Source organism: Roseibium sp. JB4-4, assembly GCF_055693425.1.
The window spans coordinates 4,720,170-4,734,960 of the sequence record NZ_CM146333.1; the positions used below are offsets into that span (position 1 = coordinate 4,720,170).

At 54.1% G+C, this 14,791-nt stretch carries 14 protein-coding genes and 2 pseudogenes; 6 read left to right on the forward strand and 10 right to left on the reverse strand.

Annotated elements, in window-relative coordinates; genetic code table 11:
* Positions 1–25 precede the first annotated feature (25 nt).
* Genes ACZ1HV_RS22170 through ACZ1HV_RS22180 form a run of 3 tightly spaced genes read right to left on the reverse strand, consistent with a single transcriptional unit; the run spans position 26 to position 3,096 of the window.
* Positions 26–772 (reverse strand): maleate cis-trans isomerase family protein, encoded by a 747-nt coding sequence (locus tag ACZ1HV_RS22170; RefSeq protein ID WP_472716331.1) that lies wholly within the window; start codon positions 770–772, stop codon positions 26–28.
* 9 nt (positions 773–781) lie between these two features.
* Positions 782–1,948 (reverse strand): M24 family metallopeptidase, encoded by a 1,167-nt coding sequence (locus ACZ1HV_RS22175; RefSeq protein WP_472716332.1) that lies wholly within the window; start codon positions 1,946–1,948, stop codon positions 782–784.
* Positions 1,945–3,096: an amidohydrolase gene (locus tag ACZ1HV_RS22180; RefSeq protein WP_472716333.1), complete on the reverse strand. Its 1,152-nt coding sequence runs from the start codon at positions 3,094–3,096 to the stop codon at positions 1,945–1,947. The genes ACZ1HV_RS22175 and ACZ1HV_RS22180 overlap by 4 nt, the downstream gene beginning before the upstream one ends.
* Before the next feature lie 121 nt (positions 3,097–3,217).
* On the opposite strand from ACZ1HV_RS22180, the gene ACZ1HV_RS22185 reads away from it, so the two are divergent.
* On the forward strand, positions 3,218–3,667 hold the full coding sequence (locus ACZ1HV_RS22185; protein ID WP_298961546.1) for an Lrp/AsnC family transcriptional regulator: 450 nt from the start codon (positions 3,218–3,220) through the stop codon (positions 3,665–3,667).
* 12 nt (positions 3,668–3,679) lie between these two features.
* Here ACZ1HV_RS22185 and ACZ1HV_RS22190 read toward each other — a convergent pair whose 3' ends face one another.
* The gene (locus ACZ1HV_RS22190; RefSeq protein ID WP_472716334.1) at positions 3,680–4,144 is read right to left on the reverse strand and encodes an Lrp/AsnC family transcriptional regulator; all 465 of its coding nucleotides are present in this window, start codon (positions 4,142–4,144) and stop codon (positions 3,680–3,682) included.
* A 101-nt stretch (positions 4,145–4,245) separates the two neighbouring features.
* Between ACZ1HV_RS22190 and ACZ1HV_RS22195 the strand changes: the two genes are divergently transcribed.
* The 4 genes and pseudogenes from ACZ1HV_RS22195 to ACZ1HV_RS22210 all read left to right on the forward strand — a co-directional run bounded on the left by ACZ1HV_RS22195 (position 4,246) and on the right by ACZ1HV_RS22210 (position 8,358).
* Positions 4,246–5,295 (forward strand): pyridoxal-phosphate dependent enzyme, encoded by a 1,050-nt coding sequence (locus ACZ1HV_RS22195; RefSeq protein WP_472716335.1) that lies wholly within the window; start codon positions 4,246–4,248, stop codon positions 5,293–5,295.
* Between the two features lie 22 nt (positions 5,296–5,317).
* Positions 5,318–6,367, forward strand: coding sequence for a TRAP transporter substrate-binding protein (locus ACZ1HV_RS22200; protein ID WP_472716336.1), 1,050 nt, complete (start codon positions 5,318–5,320; stop codon positions 6,365–6,367).
* A gap of 110 nt (positions 6,368–6,477) precedes the next feature.
* Positions 6,478–7,014: a TRAP transporter small permease gene (locus tag ACZ1HV_RS22205; protein WP_472716337.1), complete on the forward strand. Its 537-nt coding sequence runs from the start codon at positions 6,478–6,480 to the stop codon at positions 7,012–7,014.
* 115 nt (positions 7,015–7,129) lie between these two features.
* A pseudogene (locus ACZ1HV_RS22210) lies at positions 7,130–8,358 on the forward strand (TRAP transporter large permease).
* 349 nt (positions 8,359–8,707) lie between these two features.
* Here the strand turns inward: ACZ1HV_RS22210 and ACZ1HV_RS22215 are convergent.
* The gene (locus tag ACZ1HV_RS22215; protein ID WP_298961557.1) at positions 8,708–8,893 is read right to left on the reverse strand and encodes a hypothetical protein; all 186 of its coding nucleotides are present in this window, start codon (positions 8,891–8,893) and stop codon (positions 8,708–8,710) included.
* A 469-nt stretch (positions 8,894–9,362) separates the two neighbouring features.
* A complete protein-coding gene (locus tag ACZ1HV_RS22220; RefSeq protein WP_472716338.1) occupies positions 9,363–10,019 on the reverse strand; it encodes a transglycosylase domain-containing protein in 657 nt (218 codons plus the stop codon).
* A 206-nt stretch (positions 10,020–10,225) separates the two neighbouring features.
* Between ACZ1HV_RS22220 and ACZ1HV_RS22225 the strand changes: the two are divergent.
* Positions 10,226–10,429, forward strand: a pseudogene (locus ACZ1HV_RS22225) (transposase); the annotation flags it as partial.
* 315 nt (positions 10,430–10,744) lie between these two features.
* Here ACZ1HV_RS22225 and ACZ1HV_RS22230 read toward each other — a convergent pair.
* The 4 genes from ACZ1HV_RS22230 to ACZ1HV_RS22245 form a co-directional block, all read right to left on the reverse strand.
* A complete protein-coding gene (locus tag ACZ1HV_RS22230; protein ID WP_298961563.1) occupies positions 10,745–11,830 on the reverse strand; it encodes an ABC transporter ATP-binding protein in 1,086 nt (361 codons plus the stop codon).
* Position 11,831: 1 nt separating this feature from the next.
* Positions 11,832–12,617 carry an ABC transporter permease gene (locus ACZ1HV_RS22235; protein WP_298812832.1) on the reverse strand — a complete coding sequence of 262 codons (786 nt, stop codon included), beginning with the start codon at positions 12,615–12,617 and terminating at the stop codon, positions 11,832–11,834.
* Entirely contained in the window at positions 12,614–13,600 is a 987-nt protein-coding gene (locus ACZ1HV_RS22240; RefSeq protein ID WP_298985549.1) for an ABC transporter permease, read from the reverse strand. Before ACZ1HV_RS22240 ends, ACZ1HV_RS22235 begins: the two co-directional genes overlap by 4 nt.
* An 81-nt stretch (positions 13,601–13,681) precedes the next feature.
* Entirely contained in the window at positions 13,682–14,788 is a 1,107-nt protein-coding gene (locus ACZ1HV_RS22245) for an ABC transporter substrate-binding protein (protein WP_298961566.1), read from the reverse strand.
* Positions 14,789–14,791: the final 3 nt, after the last annotated feature.

The window sequence follows — 14,791 nt, forward strand, 5'->3', positions numbered from 1 at the left end:
CTATCAGACGCGAGAAACATCGAAATCAGTGTTGGCTGAACAGGATGCCAAAGTCGGGCAGCGGGTCATTGATCTTTGCGAGGCGCAGCATATGCCACGCCAGTGCCTGATTGCTGCTAATGATGGGCACACCAATCTCGTGTTCAGTTTCCTTGAGAATGTTCAAGGTTCGAAGGTTTGTGCACGATACGACGATTGCATCGCAAAGGGAGGCTGAAGCAATCTGCCTGGCCGACTGAATGATCGAGAGTTCACTGATCCGCGCAACGACCCGGTCATTGCCTTCCTCAAAGGACCCGAAGCCGGCAATTTCAAAACCGGCATTTATCAGTTTCAAACGCATGCGCTCAGATATGTCCGGCACATAGGGCGTTATGAAACCGAGCCTTTTTGCACCGACTTCTTGTCCGGCGGCAATTACGGCGGCCAAGGGATCAGTAACCAAGGCGTTGGGATAGACCGTCTGAATGGCGCGGGCGACGTTCTGCGATCCGATCACCGTTGAGGCCGAAGTGCATCCATAACCGATCACATCGAAATCAAGCGATTGCGGCAAAAGCCGCGCCGAAGACGGCAGGTCTTTTTCCATTTGGGCAAGTGTGTCCGCACGAATGTCGGACACCATCGGAATGCGGCTGTGATAAAGGGCGACACCGTCGAGTGCCATGAGCCTGGAAAACTCTGGTTCCAGCGTTTCGTCGGTCTCCAGTACGATCACACCCAACGTCGCTCGTGTTCCGATCCCGGCATCCGTGTCGAATTGCAGTTTCATGGGCTCACCTCAGATGACAGGAAGGTCGCGGGAGGCGCGTTCGGAAAGCAACTGGGCACCGTCCTCACGTATGACGATGTTTTCCTCATGAACCATGATCAGGGCGTCGCCATAACTCAGCGATGGCTCCAGCGTCAGCACCATGTTTTCTGCGATGGGTGTGTGATCATAGGGAGCATGTGAGGGCCATTCGGTGAGTTGCATACCCAGTCCGTGACCCAAGCGGCCAACATTTCCACCCTGGCCGTGCAATTCCGCGATAACACCCTGCATGACCTGATAAAGCTGATGACAAGTGATGCCGGCCCGGGCGGCCTTGATCCCAGCCTCAGTCGCACGCCACAGCACGTCATATGCTTTTTGGGAAGCGGCATCGGCGGTTCCGATGGCATAGTTGCGATCGAAATCGCAATAGTACCCATCCCAGACCGCACCCGTGTCCAGCATCAGGATGTCACCGCGCGCCAAGGGTCGGCGTGAGGGTGGTGAAATCACATCATGGTAACCACCCTGGTCCGCACCACCGACAAGATAGGGAACATCGTCAGCACCTTGAGCGAGGCCTTCTCGGCGAAAGGTGCGAAACAGGTCTTCTAAAGGCTGCCCCTCCTGTGCCAGCTCCGGAACCTTCGCAAATGTCCGTGAGCCGATGGCACAGATGTGAGCAAGTTTTTCAATTTCCCGTTCGGACTTGATCATGCGCAACGATCGAACGAGGTCAGTCGCGTCAGTAATTGACAGGTTCGGGAGACCTTGCAACAGCCTTTCATAGTCACCCAAAGGCATGCGAAGTCCGGTTTCATGGCCTTTCATCACACCGAGCGTCTTACGCTCTCTTGCAAGCGGTGTGAGCAATTCCGTCAAAAGGCTCACTCCGTCATCTTCAGGGCAGGGTGCACTCCATGTGCGGATGTCGTCCAGCCAAGTGCTGCGCATCAACTGCGCACCGATTTCGGGAATGATCGCAATCGGTTTGCCGGTTGAGGGTAGATAAAGGAACCAGGGCCGGGTCGGGCTTTGCCAAAACAAAGTCTGAAAACCGCTGAAATATCGAAATTCGGGCTCACTCATAAAAAGGATCCCATCGATACCCGCTGCAGCCATGCGAAATTGGGCCCGGTGAGTGCGCGCTTCGAATTCTGTTTCGGGAAATCCGCGGGAAGGCGCTTCTGTCATTGGCTGTCCTTTCGCCGCGGCAACCGGTCTCGCACCAACTGCACCCAGAACTCCGCACCGATGGGCAACAAGGCATCGTTGAAATCATAATCGGAGGCGTGCAGAGGTTGACCGTTCGCGCCCGTCTCTCCGTTCCCCAATAACAGGAAGCAACCGGGAACAGCGGAGCAGAAATGCGCAAAGTCTTCCGAAAAACTCATCGGCTGCCGGTCTTCAACAACCTCGCATCCGGCCGCTCTTCCTGCGCGGTAGACTGCCTCCGTCGGCGCGTTTGCGTTGATTGTTTCGATGAATTCCGTAGCACAATCCACCGTCACCGACACTCCATGAGCCGCGCTCACACCCTCGGCGATCTGGCGCATGAACTTTTCCACGGCAGCCCGGTCCTGCGGCGACCTGGCTCTGTAGTCTCCTTTCAGGACAGCTTGGCCGGGAAGGACGTTGCGTTGTCCGTCCGTTAATAATTCGGTGACGGAAACGACCGTTCCCGCTCCTGGAGGAAGCTTTCGGGAGACAATGCTCTGGAGGGCAAGAACAAGTTCAGCGGCGACCGTAATCGCATCAACGCCAGTATGCGGCATGGATGCATGCCCGCCCTGGCCAGTCACTTTGATCTCAAACAGTGTTTCGCTGTTGCAGATAATGCCTGTCCGGGTGGACACCTGGCCGGTTGGTGCACCTGGCAAATTGTGAATTGCATAAATCTCGTCGAGCGGGAATTGCTTCAACACGCCTTCATCGATCATTGCATTTGCGCCAAGACCAAGTTCTTCGTTGGGTTGGAACAAAAACACGACAGTGCCTTCGAAATCCGGATCTTTGGCAAGCCGCTCTGCGGCACCCAAAAGCATGGTCATATGACCGTCATGACCGCAGGCGTGCATGACACCCGGCGTTTCAGAGCGATGGCCGTGCGAAGTGGTTTCGGTAATAGGAAGTGCATCCATATCCGCACGCAATCCAATTGCCCGGTTGCCCTGGCCACCGTGCAGGACGCCAACGACACCTGAGCCTTCATGCACGTCAATACCAAGCGCCCGCAGTTCGCGGGCGACTTCAAGTTTTGTTCGTTTTTCCTGGAAACCCAGCTCAGGGTTGCGGTGAAAATCCTGCCGTCGTGCCGTCAGGCGCTGTTCAAACGCTTGCATGGGTATGCCTCCCGTTTCCTCAATTCTAACTACAATGTCTCAAGGGTCGGATGGCGTCGTTTTTTGATCATTTGCGATGAAAAACATTGAATAACTGGCAAAAGGCGATCAACTTCGGACAATGGATGACAAGGATCTGGAAATACTGCGGCTTGTGCAAAGGGACGCGAGGTTGACGGCAGAAACAATCAGTCAGGACGTCGGGTTGTCCCCTGCGGCTGTGCAAAAGCGCCTGAAACGGCTCCGAGAAAGCGGTGTGATCGAAAGGGATGTTTCAGTCCTGTCGCCGTCAAGGTTGGGGCGGGACATGACAATTATCGTTGACGTTATCCTTGAGCGTGAAAGCCGGCGTCATTTGGATGAGTTCAAGCGAAAAATGAAGAACGCCCAGTGTGTACAGCAATGCTACTACACTACAGGAGAGGCCGATTTTACGTTGATCCTGACGGTCCGGGACATCAAGGAATACGAGCAGTTCACACAGGACCATTTCTTTGATGAGTCCAATATCAGCCGCTTCAAGACCTCCGTTGTCATGGACAGGGTCAAAGTATCTCTTGATGTGCTTTAGGCTGCCATCCGGTTATATCGGCAAGGTCAATCCGACCTTGGTGCGCTCCATGGTAACGGACGTGCGAAAGCGTCTTACATTAGAGTTTTCAAAGAATAGCCGGTGCGTCAGCTCCTCAAAATCCTGCATGTCGCGCGCTGTGCAGATCAGGATAAAGTCTGCTTCGCCTGTCACGTAATAGCATTGCTGCACTTGTGGCTCGGAACGGGCAAGCTTGCGGAACATATCGAGCTGCTGAAGGCTTTCACGCTCCAGTTCCACCATCACTATCAGCGTCATGCCGCAGTCCAGCCTCGATGCATCAAGAATGGCAACTTCCTGTTGAATGACGCCGCTGTCCTTCAGGCGCTTCTGCCTTCGTTGTACTGACGGGACGGACAATCCGCATTCTTCAGCCAGGACTTCAAGTCCAATCCGACGGTCCTTTTGCATCATTCTCAGGATTGTTCGATCCGCATCGTCCAAATTGTCAAGCATGATGCAAATTCTCTGGTTTGATTGTTTGAGCGGTAAATTTCGTCAAGCTTAAGCCAGAAATTGAAAAAATCAAATAATCCGAAAATGCTACATCATGGAGCATGAAACACACAGACATCCTCGATTTTTCTCCTGACTTCGAACAGGCGGTTGCTTTCTTCAAAGCACAGAAAAACTACGCCGTCTCACCGATGCGGCGACTGCAGGGACCAGGCGGTTATTCCTTTCTGGCCAAAGACGAAACCACCCGAATGGGACTGGGTGCCTTCAAGGCGCTTGGCGCTCCTTATGCCGTGGCCCGCCTCGTTGGAGAAGCCTGGCTTGCCAAAACCGGTGAAGCTTTAACACCGGCACGCTTCGTGGACGCCGATGTGCGTTCTATGGCCAACACGCTGACATTCGTCTGCGCAAGTGCGGGCAACCATGGGCTGGGCGTTGCAGCGGGTGCTCAATGGGTCAGTGCCAAGTCGCGTATTCATCTGGCAAGAACCGTTCCGGCAAATTTTGCTGAGAGACTTCGTACACTGGGCGCGGAGGTTGTGTGGTCCGGCGACGTTTATGACGAGAGCGTTGCGGCTGCGATTGACGATGCTGCGCGGACCGGCGCAACACTACTGGCTGACGGTACCTGGCCCGGCTACACCGAGATCCCGAAATGGGTGATGGAAGGTTACTGCGTCATCGCTGAGGAATTGCGGGCGTCGTTCGAAGCATCGGGCGACTGGCCAAGTCATGTCTACCTCCAGGCTGGCGTTGGAGGTCTCGCAGCCGCGATGTCCCATATGATCCGCCTGAACTGGGCCGTCCAGCCGGAGCTGATCGTTGTTGAACCTGAGGCTGCAGCTTGTTTGAAGGCGAGTCATGACGCAGGCCGGCCCACTCGGTCTGATGGGCCGGATTCCAACATGGGGCGTCTGGACTGTAAAGAACCTTCAATCGTTGCCTGGCGCGTGCTTGAGCGCTGCAATGTGACCTATCAGACGCTTTCCGAAACAGATGGTTCCGCAGCGGCCGCGGCTATGACTAGGCTCGGCATAGCAACCACACCCTCAGGCGCAGCTGGGTTTGGCGCCTTTTGCACACAACTCCCCGACCTAACAACCGGCGAGGACTTCTTACCCCTTGTCATAATCTCAGAGGGGCCCGCCTGAGCGGGTCGTGAAAGGAAGCAACATGCAGAAATTATTCACGAAATTAGTCATTCCAGCAGTGTTGGCGGTTGGCCTTGCGACCGGTGCCGGCGCTGAGACATGGAAGTTTGCCTCCGAGGAGGACAAAAACGATGTGCAGGACATTTTTGCAAAGAAATTTGCCGAGACGATCAAGGAAGAGTCGGGCGGCGATATCAAGGTCAGGATCTTCTATTACGGTCAGTTGGGAACCGAAAACGACATTGTTGAGCTGACAGCCAAAGGCGTCGTTCAATTTGTTTCAGTCGGCACCGGTCACTTGGGGTCCTACGTGCCAGAGGTGCAGGCGCTCAGTGTTCCTTATGTCCTTGGAAGCGATGTGGATGTCATTCGCAAGGTCCTAACAGGCAGTGAAACAATCTACAACGACCTCAGCGACCGCTTCGAAAAGGTCAATCTGAAGCTATTGACTATGATTTCCGAAGGCGAAATGGCCTGGGGAGCCAACAAGGAAATTCGGAGCCCGGCGGATTTCGACGGACAGAAAATCCGGACCTTTACGTCAACAATTCCGGTGGAAACCTACAAGGCCTTCGGGGCAACGCCGACACCGCTTTCCTGGGGTGAAGTCTACGGTGCTCTTCAGCTCAAAACCGTCGATGGCATGGTCAACCCGATTTACTTTATCTACAACGCCAAGTGGCATGAAGTGCAGGACTACCTGATGTTTCCGGGGCAGCAGCCCTATGTCGGCACGGTCTCCACCAACAGCGAATGGTTCAACGGCCTGAGTGCTGAAAAGCAGGCCATGGTCCACAAGGCCATAGACGCTGCGGAGCAGGCAGCACACGACTATCAGCTCCAGATCAACAAGGAAAATATGGACAAAATCCTGGCAGAGCGCCCTGACCTCAAAGTTGTTGTGCTTAGTGAAGAAGAGCGCGCGGTTTTCAAGGACCTCAGCACAGGGTTGCATGAAACCTACTACGCCGTCGTGGAAAACGCTTATGGCGAGGAGGAAAAGTCAGAGGCTCGAGATCGCGCCCAAAGAATTCTTGAAAACCTGATTCAAGAGGTGAAGGACGCCTCGTAGGCCGGCAAGGAATGCGCGAATGGCGCGGGAGGAATTCCCGTGCCTTTTGCGTTCTACGCGCGAGGAGGGCGCGGCTGTGCCGATGAACGGCCAGCAGACGGGAGATGATAATGAAAACGCTTCTCTTAACAGCAAACAGAGGCATTGAGTTCGCCGAAAAGGCAATAATCATCACTTCAATATTGCTGATGATGGTGAACTCAACCGCCAACGCGATCGGTCGATATGTATTTGGACAAAGCCTGTTTTTCGCTGAAGAATTGAACCAGTTTCTGATTGTCGGTGTCACATTCGTCGGTTTCGCCTATGCGGTCCGACGGGGACGAAACATTCGCATGACTGCCGTCTATGACGCGCTTTCACCGCGTTCCAAGAAGGTCCTGCTGACGCTGATCTCGCTCACGACAGGGCTGCTGCTGATGTTCCTGACCTACAAATCGGTTCTCTATGTCCAGGAAGTCAAGGGCATCAATCGGTTGTCGCCGGCCCTGCAGTTTCCTGTCTATCTGATATATGCGGTCATTCCCGTTGGTCTTGCGATGGCAAGTCTCCAATACCTGATTGCGTTTTTGATGAACATCACCCAAAGGGGAACGTATCTGTCACTGGATGTCCAGGACGGTGAAGCTGAAGATATTGGCGTTTGAGATGAGCGACATCATGAGCTTCCTCAACGATATAGTCGCAGGCGAACTGGACATCTATGTCATCACTTTCACCCTGATCGTGACAATGATCGTGCTGCTGTTTCTCAGTTTCCCGATGGTTGTGCCTTTGGCCGTCGCGGCAATGGTCGGATTGGTTCACTTTTCTCAGATTGACACCGGTGTCATCATCCAGCAGATCGTCACCGGAATTTCACCGAATGCTTTGATCGCCGTTCCAATGTTCATATTGGCGGCCGATATCATGGCGCGCGGTCACACTGCCAACAATCTACTTGGACTGATCGAAGCCTTTTTGGCCATCGCCGGGGAGGGCTGCCAATCACTGCCTGCCTCAGTTGCACGCTTTTTGGTTCCGTGTCCGGCTCCACGCAAGCTACGGTGGTTTCGGTCGGCCAGATCATGCGCCCAAAGCTGTTGAAGGCAGGATACAAGGACAGTTTTGTCATGGCATTGATCATCAATGCCAGCGACATTGCCTTTCTCATTCCACCAAGTATCGGTCTCATTCTCTACGGCACTCTTGCCAATACCAGCGTCGGTGAATTGTTCATCGCGGGTATTGGACCTGGTATCGTTCTGGCAACACTCTTTTCGGCCTATTGTTACGTCTACAGCCTGCTTCAAGGTGACACGATTGCTCTCGTGGAACGCAAGACCGCTGCTGAGCGGATTGCCGCGATCAAGAAGGCGCTGCTGCCTTTGGGGTTTCCCGCCCTTATCGTGGGCGGCATCTATTCAGGAGCGGTGACGCCGACCGAAGCGGCTTCCTTTTCAGTTCTTTATGCGCTGATTGTTGAATGCGTGATCTACCGTGAGCTCAAGCTGAATGACATCCTGAACGCGGCGCTCAGCACAGGCCTGATTACGGCTGTCGTTTTCATTCTGGTCGGTGTTGGGCAGGCGTTTTCCTGGTACATCTCCTTTGAGCAAATTCCTCAAGGCTTGCTTGAACCGCTCAATCTGGAAGGTGCATCGGACAAGTATATTCTTGCTGTGATCGCGCTGAGCTTTTTCGTTGGCTGCATGTTTGTCGATTCATTGGTGGTGCTGGTTATTCTGACACCCATCTTCGTGCCGATAGTCGATGCGTCCGGACTTGATCCGGTTCTTGTCGGCGTGATGGTGACGCTGCAAATGGCAATCGGGTCCGCAACTCCACCATTCGGCTGTGACATTTTCACCGCGATCGCAATCTTCAACCGGCCCTACATGGAGGTGATCAAAGGAACGTTTCCGTTCTTCGTGATCCTCTTCCTGATGTCAGCCCTGCTGATCTTCTTTCCAGGCATCGCATTGATGCTCAGAGACCTGGCTTCGTTATAGCCCGAGCCGGGTCACTGCAATGAGCAAATGCTCTGGCCAGAAAGACATTTTCCAGATCGAAACAGCAACTTTGGAGATCTGAAAGACACTAAGAAAGGCCTGAAAAGGTTGCCTATTTAGTGAGGGTCGATGAGTTGGGAGAAGCTTGCATTTGAGCTATCGGATCTGCGCTTGGCGGCAGTGGTCAAAAGATATCAAATCGCCGTCCAAGCAGAGCTCTTTGCCAGTTCTCCGGACAATCATATGGCCGTGTTCGAACCAAACTTTCAGGATGGTGAATAAGGAATCGTCTTTCTTTTTCAGCTTCTGGAAAGCTGGTCCTTCCGGCAATCAGCGCTTCAACTACCCTTCAATAATGGATGCCGTATTCGGGAACGGGGTCAAGTTCAATATCGGCAAGGAGTGATCCTTCGACTATCGCCTGTACGCTGATGTTTGAGCCCATGATCGGATAGAATTTCGAGCTCGCGTTCGGGAGCTTTATTTCGTTGGCTTGCGCGTCATCGGTTGTCGCATCGAAACCTGTTGTGAGCATTGTCCCTGTTTCCCTGAGAGATTTTCTGTACCGAACGGAATTTCGATAATCACCATAGGGGAAAGGTGCAAAAACCGGGCTAAGGCCATCGGGCAAATTCTCTTAGCCTTGTGAGAAGTTTGTTTACGAATGCCCCATTGTGCCAATAGGCCCGGATTTGCCGATTGCCTGATGAGCGATGCCGGCAGAAAAGCTGGCGAACTTTGCCCACTCTTTGAAAATCGAAGCCAGGCAATAGAAACCAAGGAACGAACCGGCGGACGCCTAGACTATCCTGTGCATGCTGGAGTTCGGCGCTGCGCAGTTCTTGCCTGATCCGTTGGTCGCAAGCATCGCTGATATCCATGACCTGTCAAAAGGCCACTAGGGTGTGTACTCATAAGCGATTGGATGCGGATGACCGCTTTCGGCGGGTGTGGCGTGGCCGTCCAATCGACTGAGTAGGGTGCCAGAGCGCAGCGTTTCTATCCTACCTACAGCCTTCAAGCCACACGTCTGAATTGTCGTTGGCCGCACACTCCCCCGACACTAGACGGCGAATACGTGCCGTACGTTCTTGAAGTGCTTGGTCGTCGCTGCCGAGGTTGTAGCGGCCCGGTGAAATTAGGACTGCAAGCAAGGATAGATACTCATCATCCGCTATTATGTCGGGCGTTGCGCCGTAAACCGCTTCGCTCATACGATGGAACCCTGTGACCCAGCCATCCGGCCCCCGCCCCATTTCAAGTGTATCGAGCCAAAGCGCCATAATCTGTTCTTTGCTCAATCGTGTCTCCAAGCCGAGTGCGTAACCGGTCTGTCGGATTTTTCCGATCCCGGGCGTGAAATTCTCAAATCCAACCCGCTTGGCAAGCGATTGCGTCACGGTCGTGATACCGGCACCCGGCGTTGTCACATCCACGCCGCTGTGTTGTTCAAAGGCCGGATCTTGGACCACTAGAAGCTGACGGTAACGTTCTTCACCGAGCGATGAGCCGCCCAAATTTTCAGCCAGAAGGCTCTCGGCTCTTGCTTCGAGTTCTTCTGAAGCTGCGAGCGCATCAAAATAGCCATATGCTCCGTATCCCAGCACCCCCAAGAAAAGCAGCAAAACTGCAGCAGCGGCGATCTTAATAATTCTTCTCATAAAAACATGATTCTAGAGCCGTTCGGAGAGCTCCAGATATTCTACTTGAATTGGGGCAGCGGGATGACGCAACTCCAAATATCACCCTCCAGCTGTGCTCGAAGTAGTCAGTCGATCTTGTGGATTAGGTCAGCAAATAGGGGGCAAAGCAGACATTGAACTCTGGCATGTCGACGTGATTCAAGCTCAGAAAAGGAGCCTTGAACATGAGATATGCACTTACCGACACTGAATGGCAGTTGATTTCACCTGTCCTGCCTAGCAAGTCCCGAGACGTGCTTCGTGTGTATGACAGGCGTGTCCTCAATGGCATCTTCTGGGTACTCCTGTCAGGAGCACCGTGGCGTGACCTGCCCAAACGCTATGGGCCGTATACGACCTGCTACAATCGCATCAAACACTGCAGACGAATTGCTACGCGATACGACTAGCTGGCAGCAAACTTCCTTGCCTTCATCAAGCTTGCGGCATTCCGCTTATGGCTGGGATTTTATGAGTCCACGGCCTAGATCCTATCATGCCCGAAGATCGAAGTTCGGCATCGATTTCCGAGGCACTACCTGCGGCTAAATTTCCCTGAAGCTGTGCGCTTCCGATGCAATTCGTGGACCGACGGGTTCCCGTCGTAAGTTCCGCAGACCGGAAACGGTTCACAGCCAACCATTGCAGATTTGCAGATGACGGACATTGGTGTGGTCCTAGGTTCTTATTTGTTGAGGTTGGTATTAGGTGCGAAGCACGGCCATGCTTTCACTGTCCCATCCTATCCAAACCGGTTCGGAGCCGACCGATTGACCGACATCCGCATCAACGAAGGCGCGGAGCTTTGCACCCTGCGCTTCTTCGACCATCAGGTCGACCGACATGCGGCTACCAAGAAAAGTCTTGCCGACAACGGTTCCCCTTACAGCATTTGAGTGCTCTGGCCGGGCTGTATGGAAGGCGAGTTTTTCCAGCCGGACAGATGCCGTGATCGTATCGCCAACCTGGGGAATATGGCCTTGCGATTGACCTTTTAACGTTTGGCCAAACCAGTCCATCACAATCGCATCGCCATCTTGACCGCGCATCTTGCAAGTCAGAAGGTTCGTCTCTCCGATGAATTCAGCGACAAACCTGGTCGCGGGATGGAAATAAAGTTCCTCGGGTGTGCCGTCCTGTTCAACGCGCCCATGGTTCATGACCACAATGCGATCCGACATCGTCAGAGCTTCCTCCTGGTCATGGGTCACGAAGAAGAAGGTCTTGTCGGTTCGCCGCTGGATCGCCTTGAGTTCTTGCTGAACCTGACCGCGGAGTTTCGCGTCGAGTGCTGCCAGCGGCTCATCGAGCAAAAGAAGGGCGGGATCTGGAGCAAGCGCCCGGGCCAGCGCCACCCGCTGTCGCTGCCCCCCAGACAGTTGCCCAGGATAGCGGTTTCCATAGTTTTCCAGTTCCAGAAATGACATTATTTCGTCTTGCCGGAGGCGGATATCAGTCTTGTTCATACCTTTTAGTTCAAGGCCGAAAGAGATGTTCTGGCGTACGGTCATATGTGGAAACAAGGCATAGTCCTGAAACACCATGTTCACATGCCGCTTCTCCGGCGGCTGTCGCGTGACGTCCAGATCATCCAGGATGACGCGGCCGGATGTCGGCCGCTCAAAGCCCCCTAGAATTCTGAGTGTCGTGGATTTGCCGCAACCGGACGGGCCGAGGAAGGTAACGAATTCACCCCGGGCGATATCAAGCGTCAAATTGTCAAGGGCGACCGTCTCACCGAATTTCTTGGTGACGCCCTCGATGCGAACAAGGGGATTTGTTTCAGTCATTTCAAGACTCCTTGTTCATACGGCGGGTGAATCGTTCGGCCCATATGCCGATTGCCGCTGTGAGGATCAGGGCGATTGTCGCAATGGCATTGATTTCCGGTGACATGCCGGATCTGAGTTTGGCGAAAATCAGAACCGGCAGGGTCGGATCGTATCCTCCCAGGAAGAAGGAACGGACGAAATCGTCGAAGCTGAGCAACAGGCAGAAGATGCTGGCACCCAGGATGGCAGGTACAAGATAGGGCAGGGTGATCCGTAAAAAGGCTATGATGGGGTCAGCGCCGAGGTCTCGCGCCGCTTCAATCTGGCTTTTTGGTAGTGTCGACAGCCGGGCCATCACCACCAGGGCCACGAATGGTACGTTGTGAACCGCGTGCGCCCAAACAATAGCGCCCATTCCAGGTTCGATGCCGAGCCACCTGGCATAGATCCGGAATGCAATGGCGGAAATGATGCCAGGCACGAGTGCAGGCAGAACGGTCAAACCGAAGATTGCGGTCCGGCCCAGGAACTTTCTGCCTTCCAGGAGCACCGCAATCCAGGTTCCGACGAAAACGGAGATGATTGTCGCGAGAACTGCAATGACGACCGAATAGACAAATGCCGACGGTACGGCCGCATCGTCGAAGACACCGGTATACCAATCGAGTGTCCACGAGCGGATCGGAAAACCGATAAACTTGCTGTCCTTGAAGCCCATGACAATCATCAGGACCAGCGGGACGAAGACGTAGAGAACAAAGGCCCAGTAGACGCAAGACAGAAGAATGCGGTTACCCCGGTTCAATTCTTGTCTCCTTTGCGAAGAGAGTTCATCAGTTTCTGGAAGACACCGGTCAGGATTATCGCGGCAAGGAACATGATTGTCGCAAAGGCGGCACCTGTCGGCCACTCATCGCCTGCGACATGAAAGAACCCGGCAATCGTTTCAGCAAACACGGTTGTCGAGGGGCCACCGAGCAGAACCGGAGTTGCATAAAACCCGGTCGATATCAGGAACACCAGTGTACATCCCGATGAGATACCTTCCAGCGTGAGAGGAAGGGTGACCCTTCGAAAACGGGTCCAGGCCGAAGCGCCGAGGTCGGCAGCGGCTTCGTTGTAACTTCTGGGAAGTTTCTCCAGCGCCGAATAGAGCGGTAACAGCATGTAGAGCGCTGTCAGGTAGACGATCCCGACGCCCATGGAAAAGCTGGTGTACATGAACGGGATGGGCCGATCGATCAGGCTCAGCCACTTGAGCAACTGGTTCACCGCTCCGGTATTTCCAAGAAGGATCATGATCGCATAGGTGCGGACGATTTCGCCGACCCAGAACGGGATCAACAACAAAAGAAGCATCAACATCTGGTTTTTGCGGCTGACGTGACGCGCCAGAAAATAGGCGACGGGGTAGGTCAGGATCAAAGTGCAAAAGGTGAAGACGCTGGCAAAGATGAGCGTGCGGAAGAACGGCTGCCAGAAAATATAATCGCCGAAGAAACGCGCATAGTTGTCCAGAGTGAAATGCTGCTCGACACCGGGTGCAACCGGATAGGCATCGGTAAAGCTCACCCGAAGCATTTGCAGCATTGGTCCAAGGTGCTGGGTCAGAACCCAAAGCAACGGAAAGGCAGCAAGGATCAGGAACTGGCGGCGCGGTGATGCGGTTGCAATCCCGATAATCAGCCGATACGGCTTCCAGCCTGACAACGCACCCCAGAACGTCAGATGTTTTCTTTCCGAAGTGTCAGGGCCACGTCCAGTGCGTGGAGCGACTTCATCGCTCATGCCAGAATTCCCCCAATTTGCCTTGATTGCCTTGTCCGCCTCCTTGGCGGACAAGGCCTTTTTGCTCGTCAGAGCAACGGCTCAGGCCGCTTTGATGGCTTCAACCGCCGGATCGACAAGCCCGTACTTCATCTCGTTCGCCTCGGCGCGGAAGAACTGCAGGTTCTCAAGTTCGTCGTCCGAGAACGAGGTTGATTTCTTTTCAAGGTCCGTCAGGTAGTTCGACGCGTCCTTGTAGGTGGAGATGAAGCCGGACGCCTTGGTCATCGACGCACCGATTTCCGGAGAGGCCAGGATGGCGTCCAGGAAGATGTAGGCATTGTCCGAATTGGGGGCGTTGTTGGCTATGTTGTAGGTGTAGACAAAGCCGTAGGAGCCCTCTTGCGGTATGGTCATGGCCAGCGGGAAACCATCGTTGATCAGTGCCGCGGCAGGACCGTTCCAGCTGTGCCCGAGCGCAATGTCCTGGTTGATGAACATCTGCTGCACTTCGGCTCCGCTGTCATAGTATTTTCTGACAAGCGGTTTCTTCTCGATCAGGAACGCCTTGGCCTCCTCGACAATCGCAGCTGCTTTTTCCGGGTCGTCGAGATAAGCAACCATATTGCCGTCATAACCCATCTTGAGCATGATGATCGACATCATGTCCTGGATGATATAGGCGGTCTGGCCCTTGTACTTTTCCGAAAACAGAACGTCCCAGCTTCTGGCTTCCTCGGGGGTGACGAGCTCGGTGTTGTAAGCGAGCACTTCCATGCCGGAAAGGATCGGCGCACCCCACTTGTGCCCATTGATCGTGGACCAGTCGCTTTCGGAGAATGTGGGATTGATGTTCCCCCAGTTGCTCAGCCGTCCGGTGTCGAGCGGGGCAAGCAGGTCGCTGTCTATGAACTGGAGGAAACGGTGACCTGCCACGGTCATGATGTCCACTGTGGGATTGGGTGCTTCGGCAGCGAGCAGGTTGAACTGCTTGCCCTGGTCATCAACCAGGCGAATGTTCACCTTGATCCCGGTGTCCGCCTCGAACTGCTTCTTGAAAGCCTCGGGAACAAAGTCGTTGTACGTCCAGATGTTCACTTCACCGCCAGAGGCGCTTGCTCGGCGAAGATAGGCTGGGCTGGCCAGAGTTGCCGCGCCAACGGCAGCGGTTCCCAGAAAGCGTCGGCGATTAATGGTAAGTTTGGTCATCTT

What these genes read in the sequence shown, in the direction of transcription:
- ACZ1HV_RS22170 (WP_472716331.1), bottom strand. Translation starts at nt 772, where the DNA reads ATGAAACTGCAATTCGACACGGATGCCGGGATCGGAACACGAGCGACG.
- ACZ1HV_RS22175 (WP_472716332.1), bottom strand. Translation starts at nt 1,948, where the DNA reads ATGACAGAAGCGCCTTCCCGCGGATTTCCCGAAACAGAATTCGAAGCG.
- ACZ1HV_RS22180 (WP_472716333.1), bottom strand. Translation starts at nt 3,096, where the DNA reads ATGCAAGCGTTTGAACAGCGCCTGACGGCACGACGGCAGGATTTTCAC.
- ACZ1HV_RS22185 (WP_298961546.1), top strand. Translation starts at nt 3,218, where the DNA reads ATGGATGACAAGGATCTGGAAATACTGCGGCTTGTGCAAAGGGACGCG.
- ACZ1HV_RS22190 (WP_472716334.1), bottom strand. Translation starts at nt 4,144, where the DNA reads ATGCTTGACAATTTGGACGATGCGGATCGAACAATCCTGAGAATGATG.
- ACZ1HV_RS22195 (WP_472716335.1), top strand. Translation starts at nt 4,246, where the DNA reads ATGAAACACACAGACATCCTCGATTTTTCTCCTGACTTCGAACAGGCG.
- ACZ1HV_RS22200 (WP_472716336.1), top strand. Translation starts at nt 5,318, where the DNA reads ATGCAGAAATTATTCACGAAATTAGTCATTCCAGCAGTGTTGGCGGTT.
- ACZ1HV_RS22205 (WP_472716337.1), top strand. Translation starts at nt 6,478, where the DNA reads ATGAAAACGCTTCTCTTAACAGCAAACAGAGGCATTGAGTTCGCCGAA.
- ACZ1HV_RS22215 (WP_298961557.1), bottom strand. Translation starts at nt 8,893, where the DNA reads ATGCTCACAACAGGTTTCGATGCGACAACCGATGACGCGCAAGCCAAC.
- ACZ1HV_RS22220 (WP_472716338.1), bottom strand. Translation starts at nt 10,019, where the DNA reads ATGAGAAGAATTATTAAGATCGCCGCTGCTGCAGTTTTGCTGCTTTTC.
- ACZ1HV_RS22230 (WP_298961563.1), bottom strand. Translation starts at nt 11,830, where the DNA reads ATGACTGAAACAAATCCCCTTGTTCGCATCGAGGGCGTCACCAAGAAA.
- ACZ1HV_RS22240 (WP_298985549.1), bottom strand. Translation starts at nt 13,600, where the DNA reads ATGAGCGATGAAGTCGCTCCACGCACTGGACGTGGCCCTGACACTTCG.
- ACZ1HV_RS22245 (WP_298961566.1), bottom strand. Translation starts at nt 14,788, where the DNA reads ATGACCAAACTTACCATTAATCGCCGACGCTTTCTGGGAACCGCTGCC.